Origin of the sequence: Bordetella genomosp. 5 (assembly GCF_002261315.1) — a bacterium.
In the GTDB taxonomy this organism is placed as follows: domain Bacteria; phylum Pseudomonadota; class Gammaproteobacteria; order Burkholderiales; family Burkholderiaceae_B; genus Bordetella.
The window spans coordinates 864,326-889,685 of record NZ_NEVP01000001.1; the positions used below are offsets into that span (position 1 = coordinate 864,326).

At 64.9% G+C, this 25,360-nt stretch carries 23 protein-coding genes and 1 tRNA gene; 18 read left to right on the forward strand and 6 right to left on the reverse strand.

Features of this window, described 5'->3' with window-relative positions:
- Nucleotides 1-30: 30 nt before the first annotated feature.
- From CAL25_RS03990 to CAL25_RS04070, 16 genes are all read left to right on the forward strand, one after another.
- Nucleotides 31-681 carry a riboflavin synthase gene (locus CAL25_RS03990; protein WP_094798615.1) on the forward strand — a complete coding sequence of 217 codons (651 nt, stop codon included), beginning with the start codon at nt 31-33 and terminating at the stop codon, nt 679-681.
- Nucleotides 682-715: 34 nt separating this feature from the next.
- Complete coding sequence (locus CAL25_RS03995; RefSeq protein WP_094798616.1) at nt 716-2,611, forward strand: LTA synthase family protein; 1,896 nt, start codon at nt 716-718, stop codon at nt 2,609-2,611.
- Nucleotides 2,612-3,144: 533 nt separating this feature from the next.
- The gene (locus tag CAL25_RS04005) at nt 3,145-5,070 is read left to right on the forward strand and encodes a PrkA family serine protein kinase (RefSeq protein ID WP_176456818.1); all 1,926 of its coding nucleotides are present in this window, start codon (nt 3,145-3,147) and stop codon (nt 5,068-5,070) included.
- 12 nt (nt 5,071-5,082) lie between these two features.
- On the forward strand, nt 5,083-6,342 hold the full coding sequence (locus CAL25_RS04010) for a YeaH/YhbH family protein (RefSeq protein WP_094798619.1): 1,260 nt from the start codon (nt 5,083-5,085) through the stop codon (nt 6,340-6,342).
- Nucleotides 6,339-7,877 carry a SpoVR family protein gene (locus tag CAL25_RS04015; protein WP_094798620.1) on the forward strand — a complete coding sequence of 513 codons (1,539 nt, stop codon included), beginning with the start codon at nt 6,339-6,341 and terminating at the stop codon, nt 7,875-7,877. The genes CAL25_RS04010 and CAL25_RS04015 overlap by 4 nt, the downstream gene beginning before the upstream one ends.
- Before the next feature lie 217 nt (nt 7,878-8,094).
- Nucleotides 8,095-8,185, forward strand: a tRNA-Ser gene (locus tag CAL25_RS04020).
- Between the two features lie 388 nt (nt 8,186-8,573).
- Complete coding sequence (locus CAL25_RS04025) at nt 8,574-9,035, forward strand: VOC family protein (protein ID WP_094798621.1); 462 nt, start codon at nt 8,574-8,576, stop codon at nt 9,033-9,035.
- Nucleotides 9,032-9,892 carry a branched-chain amino acid ABC transporter permease gene (locus tag CAL25_RS04030; protein WP_094798622.1) on the forward strand — a complete coding sequence of 287 codons (861 nt, stop codon included), beginning with the start codon at nt 9,032-9,034 and terminating at the stop codon, nt 9,890-9,892. Before CAL25_RS04025 ends, CAL25_RS04030 begins: the two co-directional genes overlap by 4 nt.
- Entirely contained in the window at nt 9,892-10,878 is a 987-nt protein-coding gene (locus CAL25_RS04035; RefSeq protein WP_094798623.1) for a branched-chain amino acid ABC transporter permease, read from the forward strand. Before CAL25_RS04030 ends, CAL25_RS04035 begins: the two co-directional genes overlap by 1 nt.
- 68 nt (nt 10,879-10,946) lie before the next feature.
- Nucleotides 10,947-12,200, forward strand: coding sequence for an ABC transporter substrate-binding protein (locus CAL25_RS04040; RefSeq protein WP_094798624.1), 1,254 nt, complete (start codon nt 10,947-10,949; stop codon nt 12,198-12,200).
- Nucleotides 12,201-12,210: 10 nt separating this feature from the next.
- Nucleotides 12,211-12,954 carry an ABC transporter ATP-binding protein gene (locus tag CAL25_RS04045; RefSeq protein ID WP_094798625.1) on the forward strand — a complete coding sequence of 248 codons (744 nt, stop codon included), beginning with the start codon at nt 12,211-12,213 and terminating at the stop codon, nt 12,952-12,954.
- Nucleotides 12,954-13,661, forward strand: coding sequence for an ABC transporter ATP-binding protein (locus CAL25_RS04050; protein WP_094798626.1), 708 nt, complete (start codon nt 12,954-12,956; stop codon nt 13,659-13,661). The genes CAL25_RS04045 and CAL25_RS04050 overlap by 1 nt, the downstream gene beginning before the upstream one ends.
- Before the next feature lie 123 nt (nt 13,662-13,784).
- Nucleotides 13,785-14,666, forward strand: a complete 882-nt coding sequence (locus tag CAL25_RS04055; RefSeq protein ID WP_094798627.1) for a glycine betaine ABC transporter substrate-binding protein — start codon at nt 13,785-13,787, stop codon at nt 14,664-14,666.
- Between the two features lie 26 nt (nt 14,667-14,692).
- Nucleotides 14,693-15,169 (forward strand): Atu1372/SO_1960 family protein, encoded by a 477-nt coding sequence (locus CAL25_RS04060; protein ID WP_094798628.1) that lies wholly within the window; start codon nt 14,693-14,695, stop codon nt 15,167-15,169.
- Nucleotides 15,170-15,290: 121 nt separating this feature from the next.
- The gene (locus CAL25_RS04065; RefSeq protein WP_170948370.1) at nt 15,291-16,112 is read left to right on the forward strand and encodes an IclR family transcriptional regulator; all 822 of its coding nucleotides are present in this window, start codon (nt 15,291-15,293) and stop codon (nt 16,110-16,112) included.
- A gap of 339 nt (nt 16,113-16,451) precedes the next feature.
- The gene (locus tag CAL25_RS04070; protein ID WP_094798630.1) at nt 16,452-16,907 is read left to right on the forward strand and encodes a hypothetical protein; all 456 of its coding nucleotides are present in this window, start codon (nt 16,452-16,454) and stop codon (nt 16,905-16,907) included.
- Between the two features lie 53 nt (nt 16,908-16,960).
- Here the strand turns inward: CAL25_RS04070 and CAL25_RS04075 are convergent, their stop codons facing one another.
- The 3 genes from CAL25_RS04075 to CAL25_RS04085 all read right to left on the reverse strand — a co-directional run bounded on the left by CAL25_RS04075 (nt 16,961) and on the right by CAL25_RS04085 (nt 19,936).
- Complete coding sequence (locus CAL25_RS04075; RefSeq protein ID WP_249278931.1) at nt 16,961-17,713, reverse strand: hypothetical protein; 753 nt, start codon at nt 17,711-17,713, stop codon at nt 16,961-16,963.
- On the reverse strand, nt 17,704-18,201 hold the full coding sequence (locus CAL25_RS04080; RefSeq protein WP_141217886.1) for a hypothetical protein: 498 nt from the start codon (nt 18,199-18,201) through the stop codon (nt 17,704-17,706). Before CAL25_RS04080 ends, CAL25_RS04075 begins: the two co-directional genes overlap by 10 nt.
- 328 nt (nt 18,202-18,529) lie before the next feature.
- Nucleotides 18,530-19,936 (reverse strand): GntP family permease, encoded by a 1,407-nt coding sequence (locus CAL25_RS04085; RefSeq protein ID WP_094798632.1) that lies wholly within the window; start codon nt 19,934-19,936, stop codon nt 18,530-18,532.
- Between the two features lie 164 nt (nt 19,937-20,100).
- On the opposite strand from CAL25_RS04085, the gene CAL25_RS04090 reads away from it, so the two are divergent.
- Nucleotides 20,101-21,039 (forward strand): succinylglutamate desuccinylase/aspartoacylase domain-containing protein, encoded by a 939-nt coding sequence (locus CAL25_RS04090; RefSeq protein ID WP_094798633.1) that lies wholly within the window; start codon nt 20,101-20,103, stop codon nt 21,037-21,039.
- Nucleotides 21,040-21,181: 142 nt separating this feature from the next.
- Here the strand turns inward: CAL25_RS04090 and nudC are convergent, their stop codons facing one another.
- The 3 genes from nudC to CAL25_RS04105 all read right to left on the reverse strand — a co-directional run bounded on the left by nudC (nt 21,182) and on the right by CAL25_RS04105 (nt 24,301).
- Entirely contained in the window at nt 21,182-21,949 is a 768-nt protein-coding gene (gene nudC / locus CAL25_RS04095; RefSeq protein ID WP_170948371.1) for an NAD(+) diphosphatase, read from the reverse strand.
- A gap of 165 nt (nt 21,950-22,114) precedes the next feature.
- A complete protein-coding gene (locus tag CAL25_RS04100) occupies nt 22,115-23,104 on the reverse strand; it encodes a tripartite tricarboxylate transporter substrate binding protein (RefSeq protein ID WP_094798634.1) in 990 nt (329 codons plus the stop codon).
- A 72-nt stretch (nt 23,105-23,176) separates the two neighbouring features.
- A complete protein-coding gene (locus CAL25_RS04105) occupies nt 23,177-24,301 on the reverse strand; it encodes a muconate/chloromuconate family cycloisomerase (RefSeq protein ID WP_094798635.1) in 1,125 nt (374 codons plus the stop codon).
- A gap of 101 nt (nt 24,302-24,402) precedes the next feature.
- Here CAL25_RS04105 and CAL25_RS04110 point away from each other — a divergent pair, with 101 nt between their 5' ends.
- On the forward strand, nt 24,403-25,290 hold the full coding sequence (locus tag CAL25_RS04110; protein ID WP_094798636.1) for a LysR family transcriptional regulator: 888 nt from the start codon (nt 24,403-24,405) through the stop codon (nt 25,288-25,290).
- The last annotated feature ends 70 nt before the right edge of the window (nt 25,291-25,360 follow it).

Sequence of the window (25,360 nt, forward strand, 5' to 3'; positions counted from 1 at the left end):
ATGGCGCTTCGGCGCCGAAGGAGTAGAGATATGTTTACCGGTCTGGTGGCGGCAGTGGGCCGCATCGTCAAGGTGGAGCCGCTCGCGCAGGGCGATGACGCGGCCGGCGTGCGCCTCGATATCGAGTCGGAGAGCCTGGGCCTGCAGGACGTGAGCATCGGCGATTCGATCGCCGTGGAGGGCGCCTGCATGACCGTGGTCGCGCTGCAGGGCACGCAGTTCCAGGTGGACGTGTCGCGCGAGAGCCTGAACCGCACGGTGGGCCTGGCGGCGGTGGGCGAGGTCAATCTCGAGAAGTCGCTGCGCATCGGCGACCAGATCGGCGGCCATCTGGTGTCGGGCCACGTCGACGGCCTGGGCGAGGTGCTGCGGTTTTCGGATGTGGGCGAGTCGCGTGAACTCGTGATCCGTGTGCCCAAGACGCTGGCCCGCTTCCTTGCCTACAAAGGCTCGATCGTGGTCAACGGCATCAGCCTCACCGTCAACAGCGTGCTCGACGATAGCGATGGCTGCGACATCAGCATCAACATCATCCCGCATACCCAGGAAGTGACCACGCTGCGCAACGTGAAGGCCGGCGACAAGGTCAACCTCGAGGTGGACATGATCGCCCGTTACGTGGAGCGCATGCTGTCGGTCAGCGGCGTGGCCTCGGGCGGCGCCGTGGCCGCCTGGCTCTGAAGATTTCGCTCGACCCCGCGACGGAGTAAGAGTCATGAGAGGCGAAGCCCTGATCTTCGTGGCCGCGAGCCTGGTGCTGCTGACCCTCAGCCGCCTGGCATTGGCGGCATGGCAATGGCCGCGTGTGCGCGATGCCGGCGGGCTCTGGCCCCTGCTGCGAGGTGGCGTGCGCATCGACGCGCACATGATCGGCGTGCTGGCCGCATGGCCGCTCGTGTTGGGCCCCTGGCTCGGTGAGTATCAGTGGGCGGCCGACATTACCGCCGGGTGGTTCATCCTCTGCTGGATCCTGCTGGCCCTGCTGGAGGTCTCGACGCCGCCGTTCATCCAGGAATACGACACGCGTCCCAACCGGCTGTTCGTCGAATACCTCAAGCATCCGCGCGAAGTGTCCAACATGGTGTGGCGCGGCTACAAGACGGCGCTGCTCGGGGGCACGGCCGTGCTCGTGCTGGCCAGCGTCGCGGGCTGCGTGCTGTTCGTCAACCCGACCGCCGACCCCGCGCTGCTGTGGTGGCAACAGATTCTTTACAGCGTGGTGATGCTGGCGCTGGTGATCCTGGCGATCCGCGGCACGCTGGGCCACCGGCCCATCAATCCTTCGTCGGTGGCCTATTGCTCCGACGGCATGGTCAACACGCTGGCGCTCAACTCGCTCTACAACGTGGTGTATGCGATCTACAGCATGAAGAACGAGCGCGGCGGCTCGAGCATGTACGGCAAGATGCCGAGCGCGGCGTTCAACGAGCTGGTGATGCAACAGGCGGGCCTGCCCTGGCCGCCCGCCGACGCCGAACTGCCCAGCCTGCATCGCCAGGCCCCCGTGCAGCGTGCCAGCCGTCCCAAGAAGCTGGTGATCATTCTCGAAGAGAGCCTGGGCGCGCAATACAGCGCGGCGCTCGGCGGTATGGGGCTCACGCCGGAGCTCGACGCGCTGATGGCGCAGGGCTGGGCCTTCACCCGGGCCTACGCCACCGGCACGCGCTCCGTGCGCGGCCTGGAGGCCGTGACGACCGGCTTCCCGCCCACGCCGATGCAGGCGGTGCTGAAGCTGCCGCGCGCGCAACGCGGCTTTTTCACGATCGCCGAGATGCTGGGTCGGCAGGGCTATCACTCGCGATTCATCTACGGCGGTGAATCGCACTTCGACAATATGAAGGCCTTCTTCCTCGGCAACGGTTTCGACCGGATCGTGGATCGGTCCGATTTCACCGATCCCGCGTTCTGCGGCACCTGGGGTGCGAGCGACGAAGACATGTTCGCGCAGCTCGATCGTCTGCTGCGCGAAGATGCCGACGAGCCGACGTTCACGCTGGCCTTTTCGGTGTCCAACCACACCCCCTGGGAATACCCTGCCGGCCGCATCGAGGTCGACGGGAATCCGGCCACCGAACACAACAGCGTGCGATACGCCGACTGGGCGCTCGGCCGCTTTTTCGAGCAGGCGCGCGAGGCGCCTTATTGGAACGACACCGTATTCCTGGTGGTGGCCGATCACGATTCGCGCGTGTTCGGCGCCACGCTCGTGCCGGTGCGGCATTTCCATATTCCCGCGCTCATCCTCGGTGGCGACATCGCGCCGCGCCGCGATGACCGCATCATCAGCCAGATCGATCTGCCGCCCACGCTGCTCTCGCTCATCGGTGTGGAGGGCGAGCATCCCATGATTGGTCACGATCTTGCGAGCAGTTCGCCCGATCGCGCGATCATGCAGTACGACAACACCTATGGGTATCTGCGCGGCGACGATCTGCTGGTCATGACACCCAATCGCCCGCCGGTTCAATTCCGCTATGCGGCGCCGGAGCAATACACGCCGGTGGATCTCGACGCGGCGCTCGCGCGTGTGGCGCTGGCGCATGCGCTGTGGCCGGACTGGTGCTATCGCGAAGGCCGCTATCGGCTCGCGAGCACAGCCCCCTCCGTTTGAGCGAGGGCATTCTCATCAACCTGTACGACATCGAACGCGCCGCCAGGCGCGTTTTGCATGACGGCGCGAGGCAACGCGCGCGGCTGGCGGGCAGGCTTGTGTACAAGGCGGTGCACCGGGAACGCCGCATGCTAGTTGAGAAGCAGCGAGAGCGCCGCTCATGTTTCATGTATCCGCAACACCGTTTGCGCGCATACACGGTGCTGAGAAAGGAGGCTCGCGCGAGTGAAGGACTTATGAATAAAGGGTATGTACTCATGGCTGTCAGCACTCGTGGTGTTGCGCTGCCAACCCCTTTATTCAGGGGTTCCGCCGGTAAATTCGCCGCAGCCCGGAACTTGTGGCGCATGAACGGGGCCTAATCTCTGAAGGGGTCTTTCATCCCTGTCTATTGTGTGTGGCGAAAGTGCTACGACTACATAATGTGGTGGAGGCTCATTCGCAAGAATGACTAGCTTGGCTGGTATAGGAAGCACACAATGGACTCAACCGTATCCGATTATTTGGATACGGCACCCGTAGGAGGGTCGGCCGTGCAAAGCATCCTCGAAGGCTTCAAGTCCCAGTACGCGCGGGAGCAGGAATCAGAACTTTCCCTTGAGGAATATCTGGACCTGGCCAAGCGTGATCCCATGGTCTATGCCAGTCCTGCCGAGCGCATGCTCGCGGCCATAGGCGAACCCGAACTCATCGACACGCGTAACGATCCGAGACTCTCGCGATTGTTCTCGAACCGCGTGATACGCCGCTACCCGGCGTTCAAAGAGTTCTACGGCATGGAAGAGGTGATCGATCAGATCGTCGCCTTCTTCAAGCATGCCGCTCAGGGGCTCGAAGAACGCAAGCAGATTCTTTATCTGTTGGGGCCCGTGGGGGGCGGCAAGTCCTCCATCGCCGAACGTCTCAAGGTCTTGATGGAGCGTTATCCCATCTATGCCCTCAAGGGATCGCCGGTCAACGAATCGCCGCTCGGCCTGTTCCATCCCGAGCGCTTCGGCGACGAACTCGAACGTGACTACGGCATTCCCAAACGCTATCTGAGCGGCATCATGTCGCCGTGGGCGGTCAAGAGGCTCAAGGAATTCGACGGCGATCTTTCGAAATTCCGTGTCGTGCGGCTCAACCCCTCGGTGCTGCGTCAGATCGCGATCGCCAAGACCGAGCCGGGCGACGAAAACAACCAGGACATCTCGTCTCTGGTCGGCAAGGTCGACATCCGCAAGCTCGATCGCTATTCCCAGGACGACCCCGACGCCTACAGCTACTCGGGCGGGCTGTGCCTGGCCAATCAGGGGCTGCTCGAGTTCGTCGAGATGTTCAAGGCGCCGATCAAGATGCTGCATCCGCTGCTGACGGCGACCCAGGAAGGCAACTTCAAGGGCACCGAAGGCTTCTCGGCGATCCCGTTCAACGGCGCGATTCTCGCGCACTCGAACGAATCGGAATGGCAGACCTTCCGCAACAACAAACACAACGAGGCCTTCCTCGATCGGATCTATATCGTCAAGGTGCCGTACTGCCTCCAGACCTCCGAGGAAGTGAAGATCTACGAGAAGCTGCTGCGCCACAGCTCGCTCTCGGCCTCGCCCTGCGCACCGGGCACGCTCGACATGATGTCGCAGTTCTCGGTGCTCACCCGGCTCAAGGATCCCGAGAACTCCAGCGTCTATTCCAAGATGCGGGTCTACGACGGCGAAAGCCTGAAAGACGTCGATCCGAAGGCGAAGGCGCTGCAGGAGTACAAGGATTACGCCGGCACCGATGAAGGCATGAACGGGGTGTCGACGCGCTTCGCGTACAAGATCCTGTCCAGCGTGTTCAACCACGACCAGACCGAGGTCGCGGCCAACCCGGTGCACCTGATGTATGTGCTCGAGCAGCGCATCGCCCGCGAAGACTTCCCCGAAGAAACGCGCCGGCGCTATCTCGACTTCATCAAGGGCTATCTGGCGCCGCGCTACGCGGAGTTCATCGGCAAGGAGATTCAGACGGCGTATCTCGAGTCGTATTCCGAGTACGGCCAGAACATCTTCGACCGCTATGTGACCTTCGCCGACTGCTGGATCCAGGACGAGGAATTCCGCGATCCCGAAACCGGGGAGAGCTTCGACCGCGGCGCGCTCAACGACGAACTCGAGAAGATCGAGAAGCCGGCGGGCATCGCCAATCCGAAGGACTTCCGCAACGAGATCGTGAATTTCGTGCTGCGCGCCCGCGCCAACAACGGCGGCCGCAATCCTAACTGGACCAGCTACGAAAAGCTGCGCGAAGTCATCGAGAAGAAGATGTTCTCGAATACCGAGGACCTGTTGCCGGTGATCTCGTTCAACGCCAAGGCATCGGCGGAGGACAAGAGCAAGCATCAGAGCTTTGTCGATCGCATGGTCGACAAGGGCTACACCGAGAAGCAGGTTCGCCTGTTGTGCGAGTGGTACCTTAGGGTGAGGAAGTCATCCTGAGCGAGGTGAACCATGAATTCGCTCATCGATCGTCGTCTCAATGGCCGCAACAAGAGCGCCGTCAACCGCGAGCGCTTCTTGCGGCGCTACAAGGAACAGATCCGCAAAGCCGTACAGGATCTGGTCCGTGAGCGTTCCATCGCCGACATGGACCAGGGGGGGGAGATCAACCTTCCCGCCCGGGACATCTCGGAACCGCATTTCCGCCACGGGCAGGGCGGTGACCGCGAAATGGTGCACCCGGGCAACCGGGAGTTCGCCAAGGGCGACACCATCGACCGGCCCCAGGGCGGCGAGGGCGGTGGCGGCTCGGAGCCGGGCGAAGGGGAGTCGGTGGATCAGTTCACCTTCAGCCTCTCGCGCGCCGAGTTCCTGCATCTCTTTTTCGAAGACCTCGAACTGCCGCACCTGGTGCGCACGCAGCTGGGCGATGTGTCCCAGAAGCGCTGGCAACGGGCCGGCTACACCACCACGGGCTCGCCCAGCACGCTGAGCGTCAACCGCACCCTGCGCGCCTCGCTGTCACGGCGTGTCGCACTCGGGCTGCACGCGCGCAGCGAGTTGGAGCAGGCCGAGGCCGAGTTGGCCGAGGCGGTGGAGGAGGGCGCCGACGAGGCGCGTCTGCAAGCCCTGCAGCTGCGCGTGGACGAAGCGCGCGGGCGTTCGGCCCGCGTGCCGTTCCTCGACGAGATCGACCTGCGCTACCGCAACCGCGTGCCGGTGGCGGTGCCGGTGGCGCGCGCGGTCATGTTCTGCCTGATGGACGTGTCCGGCTCCATGGACGAAGGCAAGAAAGACCTCGCCAAGCGTTTCTTCACGCTGCTGTACCTCTTTCTCTCGCGCAAGTACGAGCGTGTCGAGGTGGTCTTCATCCGCCACACCGACAACGCCGAAGAGGTCGACGAGCACACGTTCTTCTACGATCCCAAGAGCGGTGGCACGATCGTGTTGTCGGCGCTCGAGTTGATGCATGAGATCGTGCAGGAGCGCTACTCGCCATCTGCCTGGAACGTCTACGCGGCGCAGGCCAGCGACGGCGATTCGTTCGGCGCCGACGCGGGCAAGAGCGCACGCTTTCTGGCTGAAAACCTGCTGCCCGCCACGCGCTACTTCGCCTACATCGAAGTGCCCGACTCGCAGGAGGCGCGCAAGAGCAGCCTGTGGGCCGAGTACGAGCAGGAGACCGCGCCGCACTTCGCGATGCGCCGCATCTGCGAACGCGGGGAGATCTTCCCGGTGTTTCATGACCTGTTCAAGAAGGAGGTCGCATGAACGCCATCGCGGGTTCGCGCGCCGAGCTGGAGGCGGTCCGGCGTGCCCGGCCCATCTCTGAGGGATCCGAATGGACCTTCGAGCTGATCCAGCAATACGACGAGGTCATCGCCGCCACGGCGCGCGAGTACGGTCTCGACACCTACCCCAACCAGATCGAGGTGATCACTTCCGAGCAGATGCTCGACGCCTACGCCTCGGCGGGCCTGCCCATCGGCTATCCGCACTGGTCGTACGGCAAGGAGTTCATCCGCAACGAGCAGTACTACCGCAAGGGCATGCAGGGGCTGGCCTACGAGATCGTGATCAATTCGAACCCGTGCATCTCGTATCTCATGGAAGAAAACTCCATGGCGATGCAGGCGCTGGTGATCGCGCATGCCTGCTACGGGCACAACTCCTTCTTCAAAAACAACTACCTCTTCCGGCAGTGGACCGACGCCGACGGCGTGCTGGACTATCTCGTGTTCGCGCGCCGCTTCGTGATGGAGTGCGAAGAGCGCCACGGCATCGAGGCGGTCGAGGCCATCCTGGACTCCTGCCACGCCTTGCAGATGCATGGGGTCGACCGCTACAAGCGCCCCGCGCCGATCTCGTACCGTGAAGAGGCGCAGCGTCAGGCCGAGCGCGAAGAACATGCACGTCGCCAGTTCAACGACCTGTGGCGCACCGTGCCCAAAATGCCCGCCGCGCCCGAGGCCGAGAAGCGCAGCGTGTTCCCGCCAGAGCCCGAAGAAAACATCCTGTACTTCATCGAGAAGTACTCGCCCACGCTCGAGCCCTGGCAAAAGGAGCTGGTGCGCATCGTGCGCAAGGTGGGGCAGTATTTTTACCCGCAGACGCAGACCAAGGTGATGAACGAGGGCTGGGCCACGTTCTGGCACTACACCCTGCTCAACCGCCTGCATCAGCGCGGCCAGGTCAACGATGGCTTCATGATGGAGGTGCTGGCCAGTCACACCAATGTCGTGAGCCAGCGCGGCTTCGACGAACGCGGCTACGGCGGCATCAACCCGTACGCGCTCGGCTACGCCATGATGACCGACATCCGCCGCATGTGCGAAAACCCCACCGACGAAGACCGCCGCTGGTTCCCCGACATCGTCGGCACCGACTGGGTCAAGACGCTGGACTTCGCCATGCGCAACTTCAAGGACGAGTCCTTCATCTCGCAGTACCTCTCGCCCAAGCTGATCCGCGAGTTCCGCTTCTTCGCCGTGGCCGACCACCAGTCCAATCCCAAGCTCGAGATCGCGGCGATCCACGACGACGAGGGCTATCGCCACGTGCGCCGCCTGCTGGCCGCGCAACACAACCGCGACAACCAGGTGCCCGACATCCAGGTGGTGCGGTACTTCCGCGAGTCCGACCGCTCGCTGGTCCTGCGCCACACCCAAAGCCGCGGCCGTCCGCTCGACAGCGGCGAGGCCGACCAGGTGATGAAGCACCTGGGCCGGCTGTGGGGCTTCCGCGTGCGGCTCGAAGAGGCTGCGACCGACGGCACCGTGCTGTCGTATCGGCAGATCGAGCCCTAGCGCAGCTGGCCGCTGGCACGGCCTAGAGCAGGACGGGGCGCATCCACCGGACTCCCGGGTGGTGCGTCCCTTTTTCATGCGCGGCGTGGCGGTCGCGCCATCGGCCCTCCCCACAGTCGCGGCGATTCTGCTAGAATCGCGGATTCGCGTTTTCGGTAGTTCCTTTGCGCCCGTGGTCTGACCCGGCGCAAGAGCCACGAAAGCCGATTCCAAATCAGGACAGGTGGCCGAGCGGTTGAAGGCGCACGCCTGGAAAGCGTGTATACGTCAAAAGCGTATCGGGGGTTCGAATCCCCCTCTGTCCGCCAGAACAATCAGGGCGCATGCCCTGAACAAAAACCCCGCGGGAGCGATGCTCCTCGCGGGGTTTTTGTTTTCCGTCTGCGGTTGGCGAGCGTGCGAGCGGTTCGCGTGCAGCCCGTCGCACGACACGATCTCCCCCTCGAGGTCCGGCAGCGCGGCGCCCGGCGAGTGCGGCCGCACACCCGCCACTCGCCGCCCGTTGGGGCGGTCACGCTCTCCCCGGAACGCGGCTGTGTCGTCCCCGCTACCGCTGCGCACCCCAATACTCGGACGAGAGATGCGTCCCCGAGGCGGCAACTGCCTTGACGCTCGTATGGCCAGCCTTCTATAACTGCATCGTAACTAAATAATCAACCAGTTGATTATTTATCAACAACGACGCAGGAGACAGAAGTGAAAGCCATCGACCTCAACCATTTCACTTTGCGCACCCCGAAGCTGGAAGAAACCCGCCGCTTTTTCGAGGAGGTGGTAGGCCTGCGGGTCGGTAACCGCCCCGATTTCAAGTTTCCCGGCTACTGGATGTACTCGGCGGCCGGTTTGCCGGTGCTCCATATGATGGCGCGCGATACCGGCGACGCCGAACTGGTGCGCTACCTTGGCGACCGCGGCCAGACTTCCGGCAGCGGCGTGGTCGATCACATTTCGTTCAACTGCGAGGGCCTGCCCGGATTCGAGGAGCGTCTGAAGAAGGCCGGCTACCCGTACCAGCCGCGCACGGTACCGGGCGAGGGGCTGCACCAGGTGTTCGTCGTCGATCCGAACGGCATCACGTTCGAATTCATGTTCAAGCAAAGCGAACAGGCCAGCTGGATCGCCGACGACGCGGGCGTAGCCATCGGGAGTGCCCGGTGAGTCTTTTCTTGACGGTGACCCTGAACGGGCTGACCGTGGCGGCCCTGTATTTCCTGGTGGCAGTCGGCTTCACGCTGATCTTCGGCCTGATGCGCTCGGTCAACCTGGCGCACGGTTCGCTCTACCTGCTGGGGGGCTACCTCGGCTACCAGGTCGGCGAGTGGAGCGGCAGCTGGTACCTGGCGGTGTTGGCCGGGGCCTTGATCGTCGCCGTGCTCGGCATGGCGATGCATCTCTTCTTTCTGGACTGGATGCAGGGCGAGGACCTGCGCCAAGCACTGGTCAGCATCGGCCTGTCGGTCGTCATCGCCGACCTGCTGCTCGCCAGGTTCGGCAGCCTGACCTTGCAGTTCCAGCCGCCCGAGTTCCTGCAGCACAGCGTCGAATTGCCGCTGATCGGCGCTTATCCGCTGCTGCGTCTGAATCTGCTGCTGGTGGCGCTAGCCATCGGCATCTTGCTTTGGCTGGGCCTGCACCGGACGCGCTTCGGGGTGGCCATCCGGGCCGGCGTCGACGACCGCGAGATGCTCTCTGCGCTCGGCATCAACACCTCTCGCCTGTTCGTGCTCGTCTTCGCCGTCGGGGCCGCGCTGGCCGGCCTGTCGGGCGTGCTCGGCGGCACGGTGCTCTCGGTATCGCCCGGCGAGGATGCGCGCTACCTGCTCTCGTCGCTGGTCGTCACCATCGTCGGCGGCATGGGCAGCATCGTCGGTGCGGCGGTCGGTGCGGTGCTGGTCGGGCTGGTCGAGCAGTGGGGTCTGGCCTACCTGCCGACTTACGCCTACATGCTGATCTATGTCTTGATGACCGGGGTGCTCGCCTTGCGGCCGGCCGGCCTGTTCGGAAGGAAAGCCTGATGTCCACGCCGCTCGAAACCCGCCTGATCCGCTACGACCTGGCGCTGCTCTGCTGGGCCGTGCTCTATCCGTTTCTCATGCCGGATTTCTGGGTGCTCAACATCGGTGCGCCCAGCCTCTTCTTCGGCCTGGTCGCCCTGTCGCTGAGCTTTCTTGCCGGTTACGGCGGCATGGTCTCGCTCGCCCAGATGACGGTGGCCGGCGTCGCCGGCTACGCGCTGGCGCTGACCAGCGTCAATGCCGAGGCGATGGGAGTGCCGCTGCCCTGGCCGCTGGCCGTCGCCTTCGCCGTACTCGTCGCGGTGCTGTTCTCGATCTTCGTCGGCTTTCTCGCGGCGCGCACCGAAGGCATCTATCTGTTGATGATCACGCTTGCCATCGGCATGGGCTTCTTCTTCCTTGTCCAGCAGAACGACACCGTGTTCAACGCCTTCAATGGCCTGCAAGGGGTGGCGGTGCCGCAGTTGTTCGAGCGGCCGATCCGCAGTGAGGCGCAATTGTTTTACTTCATCTGCCTCGGTGTCGCAGCGACGTTCTATGCCGGTATCCGCTACCTCGTCGCGACACCGGCCGGGCTGGCCTTGCAAGCGGTGCGCGACGATCCGCGCAAGGCGGCGGCGCTCGGCTATTCGGTGCTGGCGATCAAGGTGGCCGCGTTTGCCGCGGCCGGCGTGCCGGCGGCGCTCGGGGGTGTGTTGATGGTTTGGTACAACCAGCGCATTTCGCCGGGCTCGGTCGATCTCGGCGGCATCACCGCCATCCTCATCATGGCCGTGGTCGGCGGCCTGCGCCATCCGGCCGGTGCCTTCATCGGGGCCGTGCTCTACGTCCTGCTTCAGAACTTCGCCGGAACGATCGTTGGCGCCGATCGTTTCAACCTGCTGATCGGCTCGATATTCCTCGCGGTCGTCCTGTTTTCTCCGGACGGTCTGCTCGGCATCGCGCGCCGTCTGCAGGCGGCGATGCAACGCCGTCGCGCCGCTTGACCCGGCTGCGTCGGCCGACCGAGCCACGCAGCCGCTACGGTACCTACAAAAATCATGGAGACCTTGAAATGAAAATACTGCAACCTACCCGGCTGGCCGGCGCCATTGCCGCCGTTGGCCTGGTGCTGGCAGGCGGTGTCGCACAGGCCCAGCAGACGCTGAAAATCGGCACTCTGCTCGTTCTCGAGGGGCCGCTCGCCGCGCTCGGTCAGGATGGGAGTCGCGGCATCGACCTGGCGCTCGAAGAATTCAAGAACGGCATTGCCGGCAAGAAGATCGAGGTCATCCGCGAATCGACCAACGCCAAGGGCGATGTCGCCGTGACCAAGGCGCGCAAGCTGCTCGACCAGGACAAGGTCGACCTGATCGTCGGGCCCTTGTCGGGCGGCGAAGGGTTGGCCATCAAAGAGCTGGCCAAGACCATCCCGGCCAAGACGTTCGTGAACGGCACCGCAGCGGCGCAGGAAACGACGTTGCGCGACCCCGCCCCGAACTTCTTCAGCTTCAGCACGGACGGGGCGCAGCGCGTTGCCGGCCTGGGCAACTATGTCTACGACGAGAAGAAGTATCGCAATGTCGCCGTCGTGGCCGAGGACTACGGCTTCCCTTATGCCCAGGTCGCCGGTTTTGTCACCGAGTTCTGCCGCAAGGGCGGCAAGGTGCCGAGCCGCTTCTGGGTTCCGCTCGGCACCAAGGATTACAGCACGGTGATCGCCCGCATTCCCAAGGATGTCGATGCCGTGTTCGTCGTGCTCGGCGGGGCGGATGCGGTCAATTTCCTCAGCCAGTACTACCAGGCGGGCGGCAAGGCGCCGCTGATCGGCGGCTCGATCACCGTCGACTCGATCGTCCTGAACAGCCGCGGGCCGTTCCAGCAGCGCGTCGTCGGCATTCCGTCGGCCAGTTCCAGCGCCGACGAGAACGAAGATCCAAAGTGGAAGGAATTCGTACGCCGCTATCGCGCCAAGTTTCCCGATGCGCTGTCGGCGCCGTCGAGCATGGCGCACGGCTACTACATCAGCATGAAGGCGGCGCTGCTCGCTCTGGAACAGGCAGGCGGCGACGTCTCCGGCAACCAGGACAAGCTGAAGGCGGCGCTGCGCCAACTCAAGTTCGAAACGCCGACCGGCATCTACAGCCTCGACCAGAACCGTCAGGTGATCGCCGATGCCTTCGTCACCGAGGTCGCCCGGCGTCCTGATGGCAGCCTCTACAACAAGGTGGTCAAGGTCAGTCCGCAGGTGAACCAGACGCTGGGCGTGCCGCGCGAGGAATTCCTCGCCGCCGGTCCGGCTTCGCGCGACAACCCGGTCTGCAAGTGAGCGGCGCGGCATGAGCGTGCTGGCACTGCATGTCGACGCGGTCGAACGCCGCTTTGGCGCCTTGCGCGCCATCGCCGGCGTCGACCTGCGGATCGCCCCAGGGGAGCGTCGCGTTTTGCTCGGTACCAACGGTGCCGGCAAGACCACGCTGTTCAATATCATCGCGGGCGATTTTCCGCCCAGCGCCGGGCGCATCGTGTTCCACGGCAGAGATGTCACCGCGCTGCCCGCGCATCGCCGGGCGCGCCTGGGCATTGCCCGCACCTACCAGACCTCGTCGCTGTTCAAGGGCATCAGCATCGAACAGAACCTGAGCGTCGCCTGGCGCGGCAGCCGGCCCGGCCGTTTCGGCGTGCTGCGGCCAGGTCGTCTCGACGAGGGCGCGCGCAAGGTGCGCGAGGTGCTGGCGGCGGTCGGTCTGGAACACAGTGAGCACCGTCCTGTGGCCGAGCTGTCGCACGGCGAGCAGCGTCAGCTGGAGTTGGGCATGGCGCTGATGCAAACGCCTCGCCTGCTGCTGCTCGACGAGCCGGCGGCCGGGCTGAGTCCGGCCGAACGGCCGCTGCTGCTGGAACTGATCCGCAACCTGTCGCGTGACATCACGCTGATCATGATCGAGCACGACATGAACGTTGCCTTGCAGATCGCCGACGAAGTGACGGTGATGAAGGACGGCGAAATCGTCGCTTCCGGCAAGCCGGACGAAATCCGCGTCAATCCTCTGGTGCGCAAGATTTATCTGGGAGAGGGCTGATGGAGACTCTGCTCAAGCTCCATAACGTCACTGCGTGGCTGGGCGGCATGCCGATTCTGCACGACATCGATTTCAGCATCGGCAACGAGGCGCTTGCCATCGTTGGGCGCAACGGCGTCGGCAAGACCACGCTGTGCAAATCGCTGATGGGCATGGTCGACCGTATCGAAGGGTCGATCCATTTCGAAGGCAGCGAGGTGGCCGGGGTGCAGCCTTTCGAGATGGCGCGCCTGGGCGTGGCGTTGGTGCCCCAGGGGCGGCGGGTTTTTCCGTCGCTCTCGGTGCACGAGCATTTCACGCTGACCGCCGGCATCCGGCCCGGCGCGTGGACGGTGGAGCGGGTGTACGACACCTTTCCCCGCCTCGCCGAGCGCCGGCGCAATCGCGGCAACCAGTTGTCGGGCGGCGAACAGCAGATGCTGGCGATCGGCCGCGCACTGCTGCTCAACCCCAGCCTGCTGGTTCTCGACGAACCGTCGGAAGGCCTGTCGCCGCTGGTCGTGGAGCACTTGCAGGGGGTGCTGCGCCGGCTGGTGGACGAAGAGGGGATGTCGCTGCTCGTCGTCGAACAGAATTTCCGGCTTGCCGTCGCACTGTCGGAACGCATGCTGGTGATGGAGTCGGGCGAGATCGTGCTTGATCTGCCGTCGTGCCAATTCGCAGCCGATGCCGAGTTGCAGGAACGCTACCTCGGGGTCGGTCACTGAGCTCGCCCATGTTGGAAAGAAAGACGATGTCGATGAAACGCATCCGGGCCCATCCGGCCTTGCTGCGCGAACTGTACAAGGCGCTGGCCTGAGGCCGGTGGTCATTTCATTAAGGAACTCACCATGAATCCGAATCGCCGATACTTTCTCGCCGCGTCCGCCGGCATCCTGGCCGCCGGTGCCTCAGGTATCGCTCGCGCGGCACTGGCCGGCCGCAAGCTGGTCGTCGGCCAGATCGCGCTGTCCTTCCATGCCGCCAGCGGCTCCATCGCCCGCCAGTTGCTGGCGTTGCAGGGCATCGAGACCGAGGTCAAGGAAGCGCCGCACGAAAAGATGTTCGAAATGCTCGGCAAGGGCGAGGTCGACATGCTCGCCTCGGCCTGGCTGCCCGGCAGCCACGGCGGCTATCTGGCGCCGATGGTCTCGGAAGTCGAGAAGCTGACCGTGCTGTACGAGCCGTACACGCTGTGGGGGGTGCCGGATTATGTGCCGGCCGGTGAAGTGTCCGCCGTTGCCGATCTGAAAAAGCCGGAAGTCGTCGCCCGGATGACCAAGGTGATCCAAGGCATCGGGCCAGGCGCGGGGATCAGCCGCTTCTCGCGCGAGATCGTCAAGGAGTACGGCCTCGACACCCTCGGCTATGAGTTCCGCAACGGCACGCAGGCCGATATGGAGCGGGCCTTCGAGAGCGCTGTCGCCGAAAAACGCTGGGTGGTCGTGCCGCTCTGGCAGCCCCAGCATTTGCACCATACCTACAAGATCCGCGAACTGGCCGAGCCGAAAGGTCTGTTGCGCGGCAAGGATCAGGCGACGCTGCTCATCCGCAACGATGCCCGCCACCTGCTGCCGGCCGACGCACTGGCCAGCCTGCGCCGGGTGACGCTGGGTAACGCCGCGATGACCGAGCTCGACTACCTGATCAACGTCCGCAAGCTCAGTCCGATGGCTGCGGCAGCCGATTGGATGAAGCGCAATCCAGCCATCGTCGCGCGCTGGAGAGCCTGAAAACAACGAGAACAAGGAGGCAGACGATGTACCCCGAGAATCATCCCGAAACCCGCCTCGCGGCGATGGGCCACCGCTTGCAGCCCGCCCGCGCCGGGGTCGGTGCGTATGTGCCCTGGGTTCGCACCGGCAATCTGGTCCACACCTCGTTTCAGTTTCCCTGGCGCGAGGGCAAGCTGGCCTACACCGGCCGCGTCGGCGCCGAAGTGAGCACGGAGCAGGCGGTCGATGCAGCGCGCCTGGCGGCGCTGGCCGGGCTGGCGCAGCTGAAGGAAGCCGCGGGCGGAGACCTGGCCCGGGTGCGGCTGGTCCGTCTCGACGGCCATGTCGGTTGCACCATGGAGTTCAAGGACATCCCGCATGTCCTCAATGGCGCCTCCGAACTGCTCACTCAGGTGCTGGGCGTGGCGCATTGCCGCACCGCGCTCGGCCATATGGTGATGCCGCTCGATTCGCCGGTAATGCTCGGGTTCCTCGCCGAAATCGACGACGCCCCGACGTAATGACGGCGCCCTGCCTACCCGCATTCGCGGGGGGCAGGACGCCGTGGCATGGCAATGTTGTCAGTTAGAATCAAGTTCTCCGAACGCTCTGACACCGTCGCAACCGATGGTTGATTTGCCCATGTCCGCCCTCATGCCTCACGTCGAGCCCCGTGCCGGCGAAACCGCGCCAGAGAAACCCGGCCCCAACGCCATCATCGGCTCCTTCGACAAGGGGCTGAATATTTTCGAGTTCCTGATCGATTCCGATGAACCGATCCGCATTGTCGACGTGGCGCGTGAGTTCGGTATCGACAAGAGTTCGGCCCTGCGTTTTCTCAATACGCTGGAACGCCATGGCCTCGCGCAGAAGAACCCGCTGGACAAGACCTACACGGTCGGCGCGCGCATTGAGTACTGGGCCAAGAGTCTGCGCCAGCCGAAGGCCCTGGTCGACATCGCCCGGCCCTACCTGCGCAGACTTTCGGAATTGACGGGCCAGACCTCGCACCTGGCGATCATCGAGGGCGACCGGGCCATTCTCCTCGAAGTCATGCCCAGCGACAGCATCGTTTCCGTGCGTCAGGCCGCCGGCGACTGGGAGCCGCTCTACTGCACCGCGGTCGGCAAGGCCATCCTGGCGCATATGTCGCCCGCCGAACAGGAAAGGCTCATCGCCCAGATGCATTTTCGCCGCCTGACGGAGACGACGATCACCTCGGCAAAGCAGTTGCGCCGCGAACTCGATCGAGTGCTCGATGAGGGGGTTGCGTTCGACGACGGGGAAAGTAACCCGCACGTCTCCTGCATTGCGGCGCCCTTGCTCGATCGCCATGGGGTCCCGCTGGCCTCGGTCGGGATTTCCATGGTCACCTCGCTGCATGAAGGCGGACCGCGCCAGCAGGTGCCGATGCTAGCCGCGGTGCGGCGCATCGCCGACGAAATCACCGCTTCCTTGCTCTAGGAAGAGACGCCGCTTCAATCGAGACTGGGTATCGCCCGGCCGCGCGTGGCATCGGCATAGATCCACGACGGAAAAGATGCGCCCGGTCGCGCCACCGCGTGGCGACATGGACAGATGCATCCGTCGCGTCACCGCACGGCGACAGCGAAAGATGCCTCCGTCGCGTCACCGCACGCCGACAGGGCGCGGCGAACTCGCGGGCAGAGACCGATAAGCGGTTTCGGGTGATAAAGTCGTCGGTCGTCCCACCGCCGAGCTGCGTCCCGGTCGTCCCAGCGCCGGGCTGCGCCCCGGTCGTCTCAGTGCCGGGCTGCGCCCGCGTGCCACAGGAGTTTGCCAATGCGCCGTCTTCTCGTTCGCTCTCTGCTTGTTGCCGGCCTCGCTGCCGCATCCCTCGGCACCGCTCAGGCGGTGCAACTGAGCGCCGAATGCAAGAGCCCGCAGGGCACGTTTTTCCACGTGCCCGCGGGCAAGTCAGAGCCTGTGCAGAAGAAGGCGGGCTACAAGAACAGCACCTGGACGCTGGTGTGGGACAGCGCGCGGCCCGAGCAGGGCATCATCCGCCACACGTCCACCGACGCCGGCGAGCCGCCCGGCGAACAGCTCGCGGATGTCATCGATGGCCGTCCTGCCCTGATCACGTTCCTGGTGCCCGATGGGCCCGAGATCATGGTGTATTCGCTCTATCCCACCAAGGGTCTTCTGCTGGCCTCGCTGCACGGGCCGTCCAACGCGACGGCCGACGCGACCGGAGGTACGTTCACCGCGCGCTGCAAGGTGAGCAATAGCCGGTGAGGCCATCTGCCGTGTGAGGGGCTTCAGAACGACTCTGCTACGCGAGTGGCAACTCAATGAATCTGTGTTGCCAGGAGGCTGCTGAAGTCCGCTGGACTAAAACTCACGGTCTTTCCGGTGTAGTAGTTTGCTCGCTCGAACTGCTTGGCGCCGACGGACCGCTGGCTTTCCACCGTGGCCAGAACGAAGCCGGGTAAGCCTTCTTGCTGGTAGCGCATGTGAACAATCTCGGCTTCCAGCAAGCGCTGAATTCCGGTGGCAGCTATGACGATAAGGGGAGGCGAGCTTGATATCACGTGGTCCGCTTTGAAGTCTCCTGCAATCGGCAACATGACGTCATTCTCGTAAGAGAAGCCGAGCGTGGCTGCGGCCGCTTCGACGGCCTCAGCCACTCTTTTTTTGAAGTCACTCTCCTTGCGTGGCTGGCGGGCTGTCGCGAGGGCGTATAGGCTTTGTGCAGCTTCCGCCACTCGGAAGATATAGGCGGGGATCAGGCGCTCGTCGGAAGCGTGCGCGCGAAGGACTTCGTCCTCGTCTATTGAGACCGGGGAGTACGTTGGCAGATCTGCCAGCCAGCGTTGCACCGCTTCGAGTTCGACGTCACCATCCGCCATGGATGCATAGAGAGAGGACTCGCCGTTCTCGTCGACGGTGAAGCCATGCTCATTCGCACGTACTCGAACCACGATGTGATCTCCGCTGCCGGAGTACTGAAGCGGCGTGACGACGCGCTGCACGCCACCTTCATCGGCGTGCACTTCAAATAAGGCGCAAATGGCCTGCTTGATAGTTCGGGTCAATTCCATAGCCGAGCAGACTGTCCGTCGTGCGGGTTATCAATTGTAATGCCGCAGATGCGGCAGAAGATTTCAATCAATGCCAGCCTGTCTGCCGCCCTCGCGGGATCCAGGCGGCGCGTCTTGACCTTGAGCTCTGTGCAGCCATGCAGCATACGGTTGGTGTAGTCGGCGTCGGATCCGCAGGGCGTCACGCAGTGAAAGCCCTTGTGGCTGGGATGCCAGTGGAACTCAAGCAGCGTTCGAAAGTTGCCGCCAGAAAGGAGCTCGATCAGGTAGGCATAGAACGATCGATCCGTCAGAATCGCGCCATCGCGCCAGATAAAAAGCACGCTATGCGATTCGGACACCGTGATCATGTTGGTGCCCTGCGCTCGAGGGCGGCCCAGCCGACGATACTGGCCGGGTAATGTGTGCTTTCTTAGCGGCGAGAACGAGGGAAGGTCGGAAAGGACTTTCGGCGTCTTTTTGTGCTGCTGAAGTGTTCTTCGATCCATATGGAGCTTTGCCTTGATGAATGTTGAAGCTTCGCTGCACTCAGTGGACGTGCGTGGCTAAAGGCCAAGCCTTTTCACCTGATTGCTTGGGGCAGTAAGGGCGGCGCGCGGAACGCCTCGCACATAAGTATCATGCGATTTTTAGAGGGGCAAGGACGTGGCGAGCGAGCTGGCGTCCGGTTTCTACACTTCAGCGATTCCGGCCGCTCGTTCCCGGTTTTCACATCAGATCTCAACGAACGCGTCACGCCAGCTACCCGCGTTGCTTGAGGTTCGCTCCAGTACTTATTGCCGCGGGCCGATGGCCCGCAGCAAGCTCACTTCAAACTTAGAAACTGCCGAACATCGTTCCGAGCGTGATCACCAGCGCCAGTGCGGGCAGCGGGATCATGATGGTGACGGCCGCGATGTCGAGGTACGACTGGCGATGATTCAGTTTGCAGATCGCCAGCAGCGTGATGATGGCGCCGCAGTGGGGCAGGGTGTCCATGCCGCCCGCCGCCATGACGGCCACGCGGTGCAGCAGCTCGGGGCTGATGCCGGCGGCTTCGGCCATGCGGAGGTAGTCGGCGCCGAGTGTCTGCAGCGCGATGCTCAGGCCGCCGGAGGACGAGCCCGTGATGCCTGCCAGCACGTTCATCGCGACCGCTTCGGAAATCAGCGGGTTGGTCGGCGAGATGTTCAGCACGGCGTCGCGGATGATGGCGAAGCCCGCGAGGCTGGCGATGACGGCGCCGTAGCCGACTTCGGAGGCGGTGTTGAAGAGCGGCAGCATGAAGCCGAACACGCCCTTGTTCACGGTGCCCTTGAGATCTTCCCATTTGCCCAGGCGCATCAGCACGAGCGTGAGGCAGGCGACGGCCAGCGCGATGATCAGCGACCAGAGGCCGGTGGTCTTTTGTGGATCGACATTCTGGAAGCGCTCGCCCAGGAAAGCGAAGTCCATGCCGGGGAAAATCACGTAGGTGAAGAGTGCGTTCACGCCGACCACGAGTAGCAGCGGCAGCAGCGCCAGCGGCACCGGCATGACCGACCAGCGGCCCTGTTCGGCGGGCTGATCGGGATTGGTCTGCTCGTCGGCCTCGCCGTGTTCGCCGAAGCCTTCGCCCGCCGCGTGGGCTTTGGCCGCGCGGCTTTGCAGCCACCACAGGCCGCCGCCGAACATGACGAGTGCGCCGATCAGGCCCAGGCCCGGGGCAGCGAAGACGTTGGTGTTGAAGTAGGGGATGGGGATGGCGTTCTGGATCGACGGGGTGCCGGGCAGCGCGGTCATGGTGAACGTGAAGGCGCCCAGCGCGATGGTGCCGGGAATCAGGCGCTTGGGCAGGTCGGCGGCCTTGAACAGGCTGACGGCCACCGGATAAAGCGCGAAGGCCACGACGAACAGCGACACGCCGCCGTAGGTGAGCAGGCCGCAGGCCACCACCACCGAGAGGATCGCGCGGCGCGGGCCGAGGCTGTTGACGATCCACCTTGCGAGCGTGTTGGCCGCGCCGGAGTCCGCCATCAGCTGGCCGAACAGCGCGCCGAGCAGGAAGATCGGCAGGAACTGCAGCACATAACCGCTCAGCGCGGTCATGAAGGTGGAGGTGTAGATGGGAAGCAGGAAACTGCTATCGCCCGAGAGCACCACCGCTATCGCGCCCATGATCGGTGCGAGCAGCAGCACCGTGACACCGCGATAAGCGAAATACATCAATAGCGCCAATGAAATGACGATGGCCAACATACCCATCCCGCGATCCTCCGGTTGACGTTAAAACGGACATCATCGCAGGAAGAGGCGGCTGTGCGCTACCTTGTTGGCGCCGGGTTGAGACGGATCAGTGAATTCGCGCGGCGGCCAGGGCGGCGAACTGCGTTATCGTGATGGGCTCTCTCCCTCAACGCGAGCCGCTCATGTCCGCACAACCGTTGCCTCCGCCTCTCGAAGTCCTGCCCCGCGACATCTCCGCCTATCGCCAGGGCAACACCGGGATCGATTACGTGCATCGTTTCGAGTCCGGCAAGCCGGGCCCGCACGTGCTGATCAATGCCCTCACGCATGGCAACGAGATCTGCGGCATGGTGGCGGCAACGCATCTGCTCGATACCGGGGTGCGCCCGAAGATCGGGACACTGACCGTGAGCTTTGCGCATGTGGAAGCGTACGAGGCGTTCGACGCCGAGCGCCCCTACGAGAATCGGCAGCTGGTGCACAACCTGAACCGCATCTGGACCACCGAGATGCTCGACGGGTCGGAAGACAGCCCCGAGCTGCGCCGTGCGCGCGAGCTGCGTCCGGTGATCGATGCGGCCGACTGTGTGCTCGATATTCATTCCACGAGCGCGCCGGTGCGGCCGTTCTGGGTGTATTACGACTCGCCGCGCAATGCCGCGCTGGCGACCGCGGTGGGCGCGCCCGACGTGCATCTGCTGATGCCGAATGGCAAGGGCCCGGGCTCGCCCCTGATCGGCTACGGCCGTCATGGCGGCGATGCGGTGAACAGCCTGGGGTCGCTGGTGGTGGAGTGCGGTCAGCACTTCGCGCGCTCGGCGGCCGAGTTGGCCACCGACACGACGCTGCGCTTCCTGGCGCATTTCGGCCTGATCGATGCGCAGCAGGCCGCGCCCATCACGCCGAAGCGATTCCAGCTGCTGCAGGTGCATGTGGTGAAGTCGGATGACTTCCGCTTCGCGCGACCGGTGATCGGCTTCGAGACGTTCGCCAAGGACGAGCTCATCGCCGTGAACGGCGACGAAGATATCCGGGCGCTGTGCGACGACTGCACGATCTTCATGCCGGCGCGCGTGCCGATCGTTGGACGCGAAGCGGTCTACCTGACCGTGCCGGTGTGAGGCGGCCGGCGAGGTGTGGCCGACTAGGTGTGGCCGGCTAGGTGCGGCCGGCGAGGCGCGACCAACCAGGCGCGGCCGGCTAGGCGCGGCCGGCGAAATCCGGCCGGCCTGACCTGTCATCCTTGCCCGGCCACTCCCGCTTTCAGTCGACCCGCACGCCCGGCGGCAGATTGGCGCGCACCAGCCTGCCCGCGATGGATTCGCGCATCGGGATGTCGGGAAACGGCTCACCGGGCCCGAACCACTGCGCGTCCGCGATCTCGTCTTCCTGGACGCGGATGTCGCCGCCCGCATACTCGGCCGTGAACGCAATCATGAGCGAGTGCGGGAAAGGCCAGGACTGGCTGCCGAAGTAGCGCAGGTCGCGCACCTTCAGGCCGACTTCTTCCTCGACCTCGCGGTGCACGGCGTCTTCGATGCTCTCGCCGGGCTCGACGAAGCCGGCGAGCGCGGTGTAGCGCGCCTGCGCATAGCGGGCGTGGCGGGCCAGCAGCAGCGCATCGCCGCGCTTGATCAGCACCATCATCGCTGGCGAAATGCGCGGGTAGGCATGCAGGCCGCAAGACGGGCACGTCAGGCACAGCTCGTGGCCCGCCTGTTGCATGGGCGTGGCGCAGACGCCGCAGAATCGATGCGTGCGTACCCACTCCGCGATCTGAAAGGCGCGGCCGGCGAGCGGACCGTGCTCGCCCAGCTCGGAGAGCAGCGCGCGCAGCTTGCGAAACGCGTAGCCGGCGGGCGCTTCGGCGTCACGGGCGATGTGGGTGGTGCGCTGGTGCGGGTCGCGGCCGAACCAGATCGTTTGCATGCTCTCGACGCGCACGCCGAGCCCTTCACAGACGGTGGCGTCGGGCAGTTCGATGCCGTCCTCGCGCACCAGCAGCTCGTCGCCGCGGAAAATGAAATTCACGACAGGATCCTCGTGGTTGCGCCCGCCTTGAACGCGGGCGCTCAGCTTGTGCGAGCTAGTGTATTCCTCGATGCTGACTCCTGCTCGAACGCGGCGGCTCCCCACAACGCAAAACGGCCCGCTTCCGCGGGCCGCAGCACTTCCCGGCACGAGGCCGCGACGTGTTTACTGGATCTTGATGTTGCGCTCTTTCACCAGCACCGCCCACTGCGCGGTTTCCTTGGCGAGGTGATCACGCAGCTCGACGGGGCTGCCGCCGATGGGCTCCGCGCCGATCGAGGCCATCGCGTCCTTCACCTTGGGGTCGGACAGCGCCTTGCGCATCGAGCTGTTCAGGCGCTCCACGATCTCCGGCGGGGTGCCGGCGGGCGCGAAGGCGGCGAACCAGGGCATCAGCTCGTAGCCGGGCACGCCGGCTTCGGCCATGGTGGGCACGTCGGGCAGGGCGGACGAGCGCTTGGCGGTGGTCACGGCCAGCGCGCGCAGCTTGCCCGCCTGAATGTGCGGCTTGGCCGAGGTGATGCTGTCGAACATGTAGTCGACCTGACCGCCGAGCAGGTCGGCGACGGCGGGACCGCTGCCCTTGTACGGCACATGCAGCAGGTCGACCTGGGCCAGCGAGACGAAGAGTTCGCCCGCCAGGTGGATCGAGGTGCCCACGCCGGCCGAGGCGTAGGTGTAGTGGCCCGGCTTGGCCTTGGCTTGCGCGATCACGTCCTGCACGCTCTTGGCGGTGCTGCGCTCGGCGTTGGCGACCAGTACGTTGGGCACGACGGCCAGCAGCGAGATCGGCGCGAAGTCCTTCTGCGGGTCGTAATTCATGTCGCGATAGAGCGCGGGGTTCACGGCCATGCCGTTGGCCGCGATCATGATCGTGTAGCCATCGGGGGCCGAGCGCGCGACCGTGGCCGCGCCGATGTTGCCGCCCGCGCCCGCGCGGTTTTCCACGACGAACGAGGTGCCGAGTTCACGGCCCATGGCTTCGCCCAGCGTGCGGGCAATGCTGTCCATGGCGCCGCCCGGCGGGAACGGCACGACCCATTTGATGGGACGATCCGGGTAGCCGGCGGCCTGCGCGGCCAGCGGCGCGGCGAGCGCGGCGCCGCACAGCGCGAGGCCGGTGGCCAGGCGCGCGAGGGATTGTTTGATCTGCATGGTTTGTCTCCTGTGTTTATTGTGGCCCGCGCCGCGGCGTGCGCGCTGCCACCGTGACCGCTGCGTGGGCGTTCAGTCTTTGCGGCGATAGAACGCCAGTTTGTCTTCGTCCAGCACGATGCCCAGGCCCGGGCCCGGCGGCAGGTGCATTTCGAAATCGGTGAAGGTCGGCGGCGTCGCGACGATGTCGTCTTTCAGCAGCAGCGGACCGAACAATTCGGTGCCCCAGGCCATCGTCGGCAGGGCGCAAAAGGCGTGAGCCGAGGCGATGGATCCCACCGACCCCTCCAGCATGGTGCCGCCGTAGAGCGCCATGCCGGCGGCATCGCCCACCGCGGCCACGCGCATGACGCCGGTCAGGCCGCCGGACTTGGCGATCTTCAGCGCCAGCACGTCGGCCGCGCCCAGACGGGCGAGCTCGAGCGCGTCTTCGGGCGTGCACACGGCTTCGTCGGCCATGATGGGCACCACGAAGCGGGCCGCCAGGCGCGCCATGCCGGCGCGGTTGTCGCGGGCGATGGGTTGTTCGATCAGGTCGACGCCGGCCTCTTCGAGCTTTGCGATCGCGCCGGCGGCGTCGGCCTCGTTCCAGGCCTGATTCACGTCCACGGTCACGCGGGCCCGATCGCCCAGCGCGCGCTTGATTTCGGCCACGTGCCGCACATCGTCGGCGACCGAGCGGCGGCCGACCTTGAGTTTGAAGGTGTTGTGCCGGCGCGCCTCGAGCAGGGCGTGCGCCTCGTCGATGTCGCGCGCGGTGTCGCCGCTGGCGAGCGTCCACAGCACCGGCAGCGAACGGCGTACGGCGCCACCCAGCAGCGTGCTCACCGGCACGCCGAGACGCTTGCCCTGCGCGTCGAGCAGGGCCGTTTCGAGGGCGGACTTGGCGCAGCGATTGCCGCGCGCGATCTTGTCGAGCCGGCGCATCGCGCCGTTCACGTTGGTGGCATCCTCGCCGATCAGCGCCGGCGCCAGATAAGTGTCGATCGCCAGCTTCATGCCTTCGGGGCTTTCTTCGCCGTAGGCCAGGCCGCCGATGGTGGTGGCTTCGCCGATGCCTTCGATGCCGTCGCTGGTGCGCACCCGCACGATCACCATCGTCTGGCGCTGCATCACGGCCATGGCGAGCTGGTGCGCGCGGATGGTGGGCAGGTCGACCAGCAGGGTCTCGACGGAATCTAGGGTGATGGCAGTCATACCTGAAACGATGAAAAGTGGACGAAAACCAGTATCCCCATGCCCGGCGTGGCCGTCCAAGACTATATTGGTCTCCATCCATACCTTTAGGGTATCCATCCATGGAACTTCGTCATCTGCGTTATTTCCAGGCCGTGGCGCGCGAGGGCAGCTTCACGCGCGCGGCCGCCACGCTGCACATCGCGCAGCCGCCCCTGTCGCGCCAGATCCGCCAGCTCGAAGAAGAACTCGGCGTCGTGCTCTTCGAACGCGCGCCGCGCGCGCTGCGCCTCACGGAGGCGGGCCGCTATTTCTATGAACAATCGCTGCAGCTGACCGCGCGCCTGGACGACGTGGTGGCCGGCACGCGCCGGCTGGGGGCGCAGGCCACGCGCTGGTTCGGGATCGGTTTCGTGCCGTCGTCGCTGTACGGCTTCGTGCCCGAGCTGATCCGGCAGGTGCGTCAGGCCGATTCGCGGGTCGAGGTCGGCCTCACCGAAATGACCTCGTTGCCGCAGATCGAAGCCCTCAAGCGCGGGCACATCGACCTCGGCATCGGCCGCATTGCGTTCGACGACCCCGCCATCGAGCGGCGGGTGCTGATGAACGAGCCGCTGGTGGCGGCGCTGCCGATGTCGCACCGGCTGGCAAGCCGCCAGCGCGTGACGGTGGCCGCCTTGGCGGCCGAGCCCTTCGTGCTCTATCCGGCCCGGCCGCGGCCCAACTATGCCGATCATGTGCTGGGCCTGTTCCGCGAGGCGGGGCACGCGCCGCAGGTGGTGCAGGAGGCCAACGAATTGCAGACCGCGTTGGGGCTGGTGGCGGCGGCGATCGGCGTGACCGTCGTGCCGGCCTCGGTGCAGCGCGCGCATCGCGCCGACGTGCGCTATGTGCCCATCGCGGCGGCGGATTTCACCTCGCCGGTGATCGTGAGCTACCGCAAGGACGACAGCTCGGCCTTCCTGATGCGCGTGGTGGCCACGGCCGAACGGCTGGCGCGAGGCGAATGACGCTCTGCTAGCATACGTGGCACCCGGCAGGGCGGGCCGATCGGCCCGCCGCTGTCGCTTCACACAGACG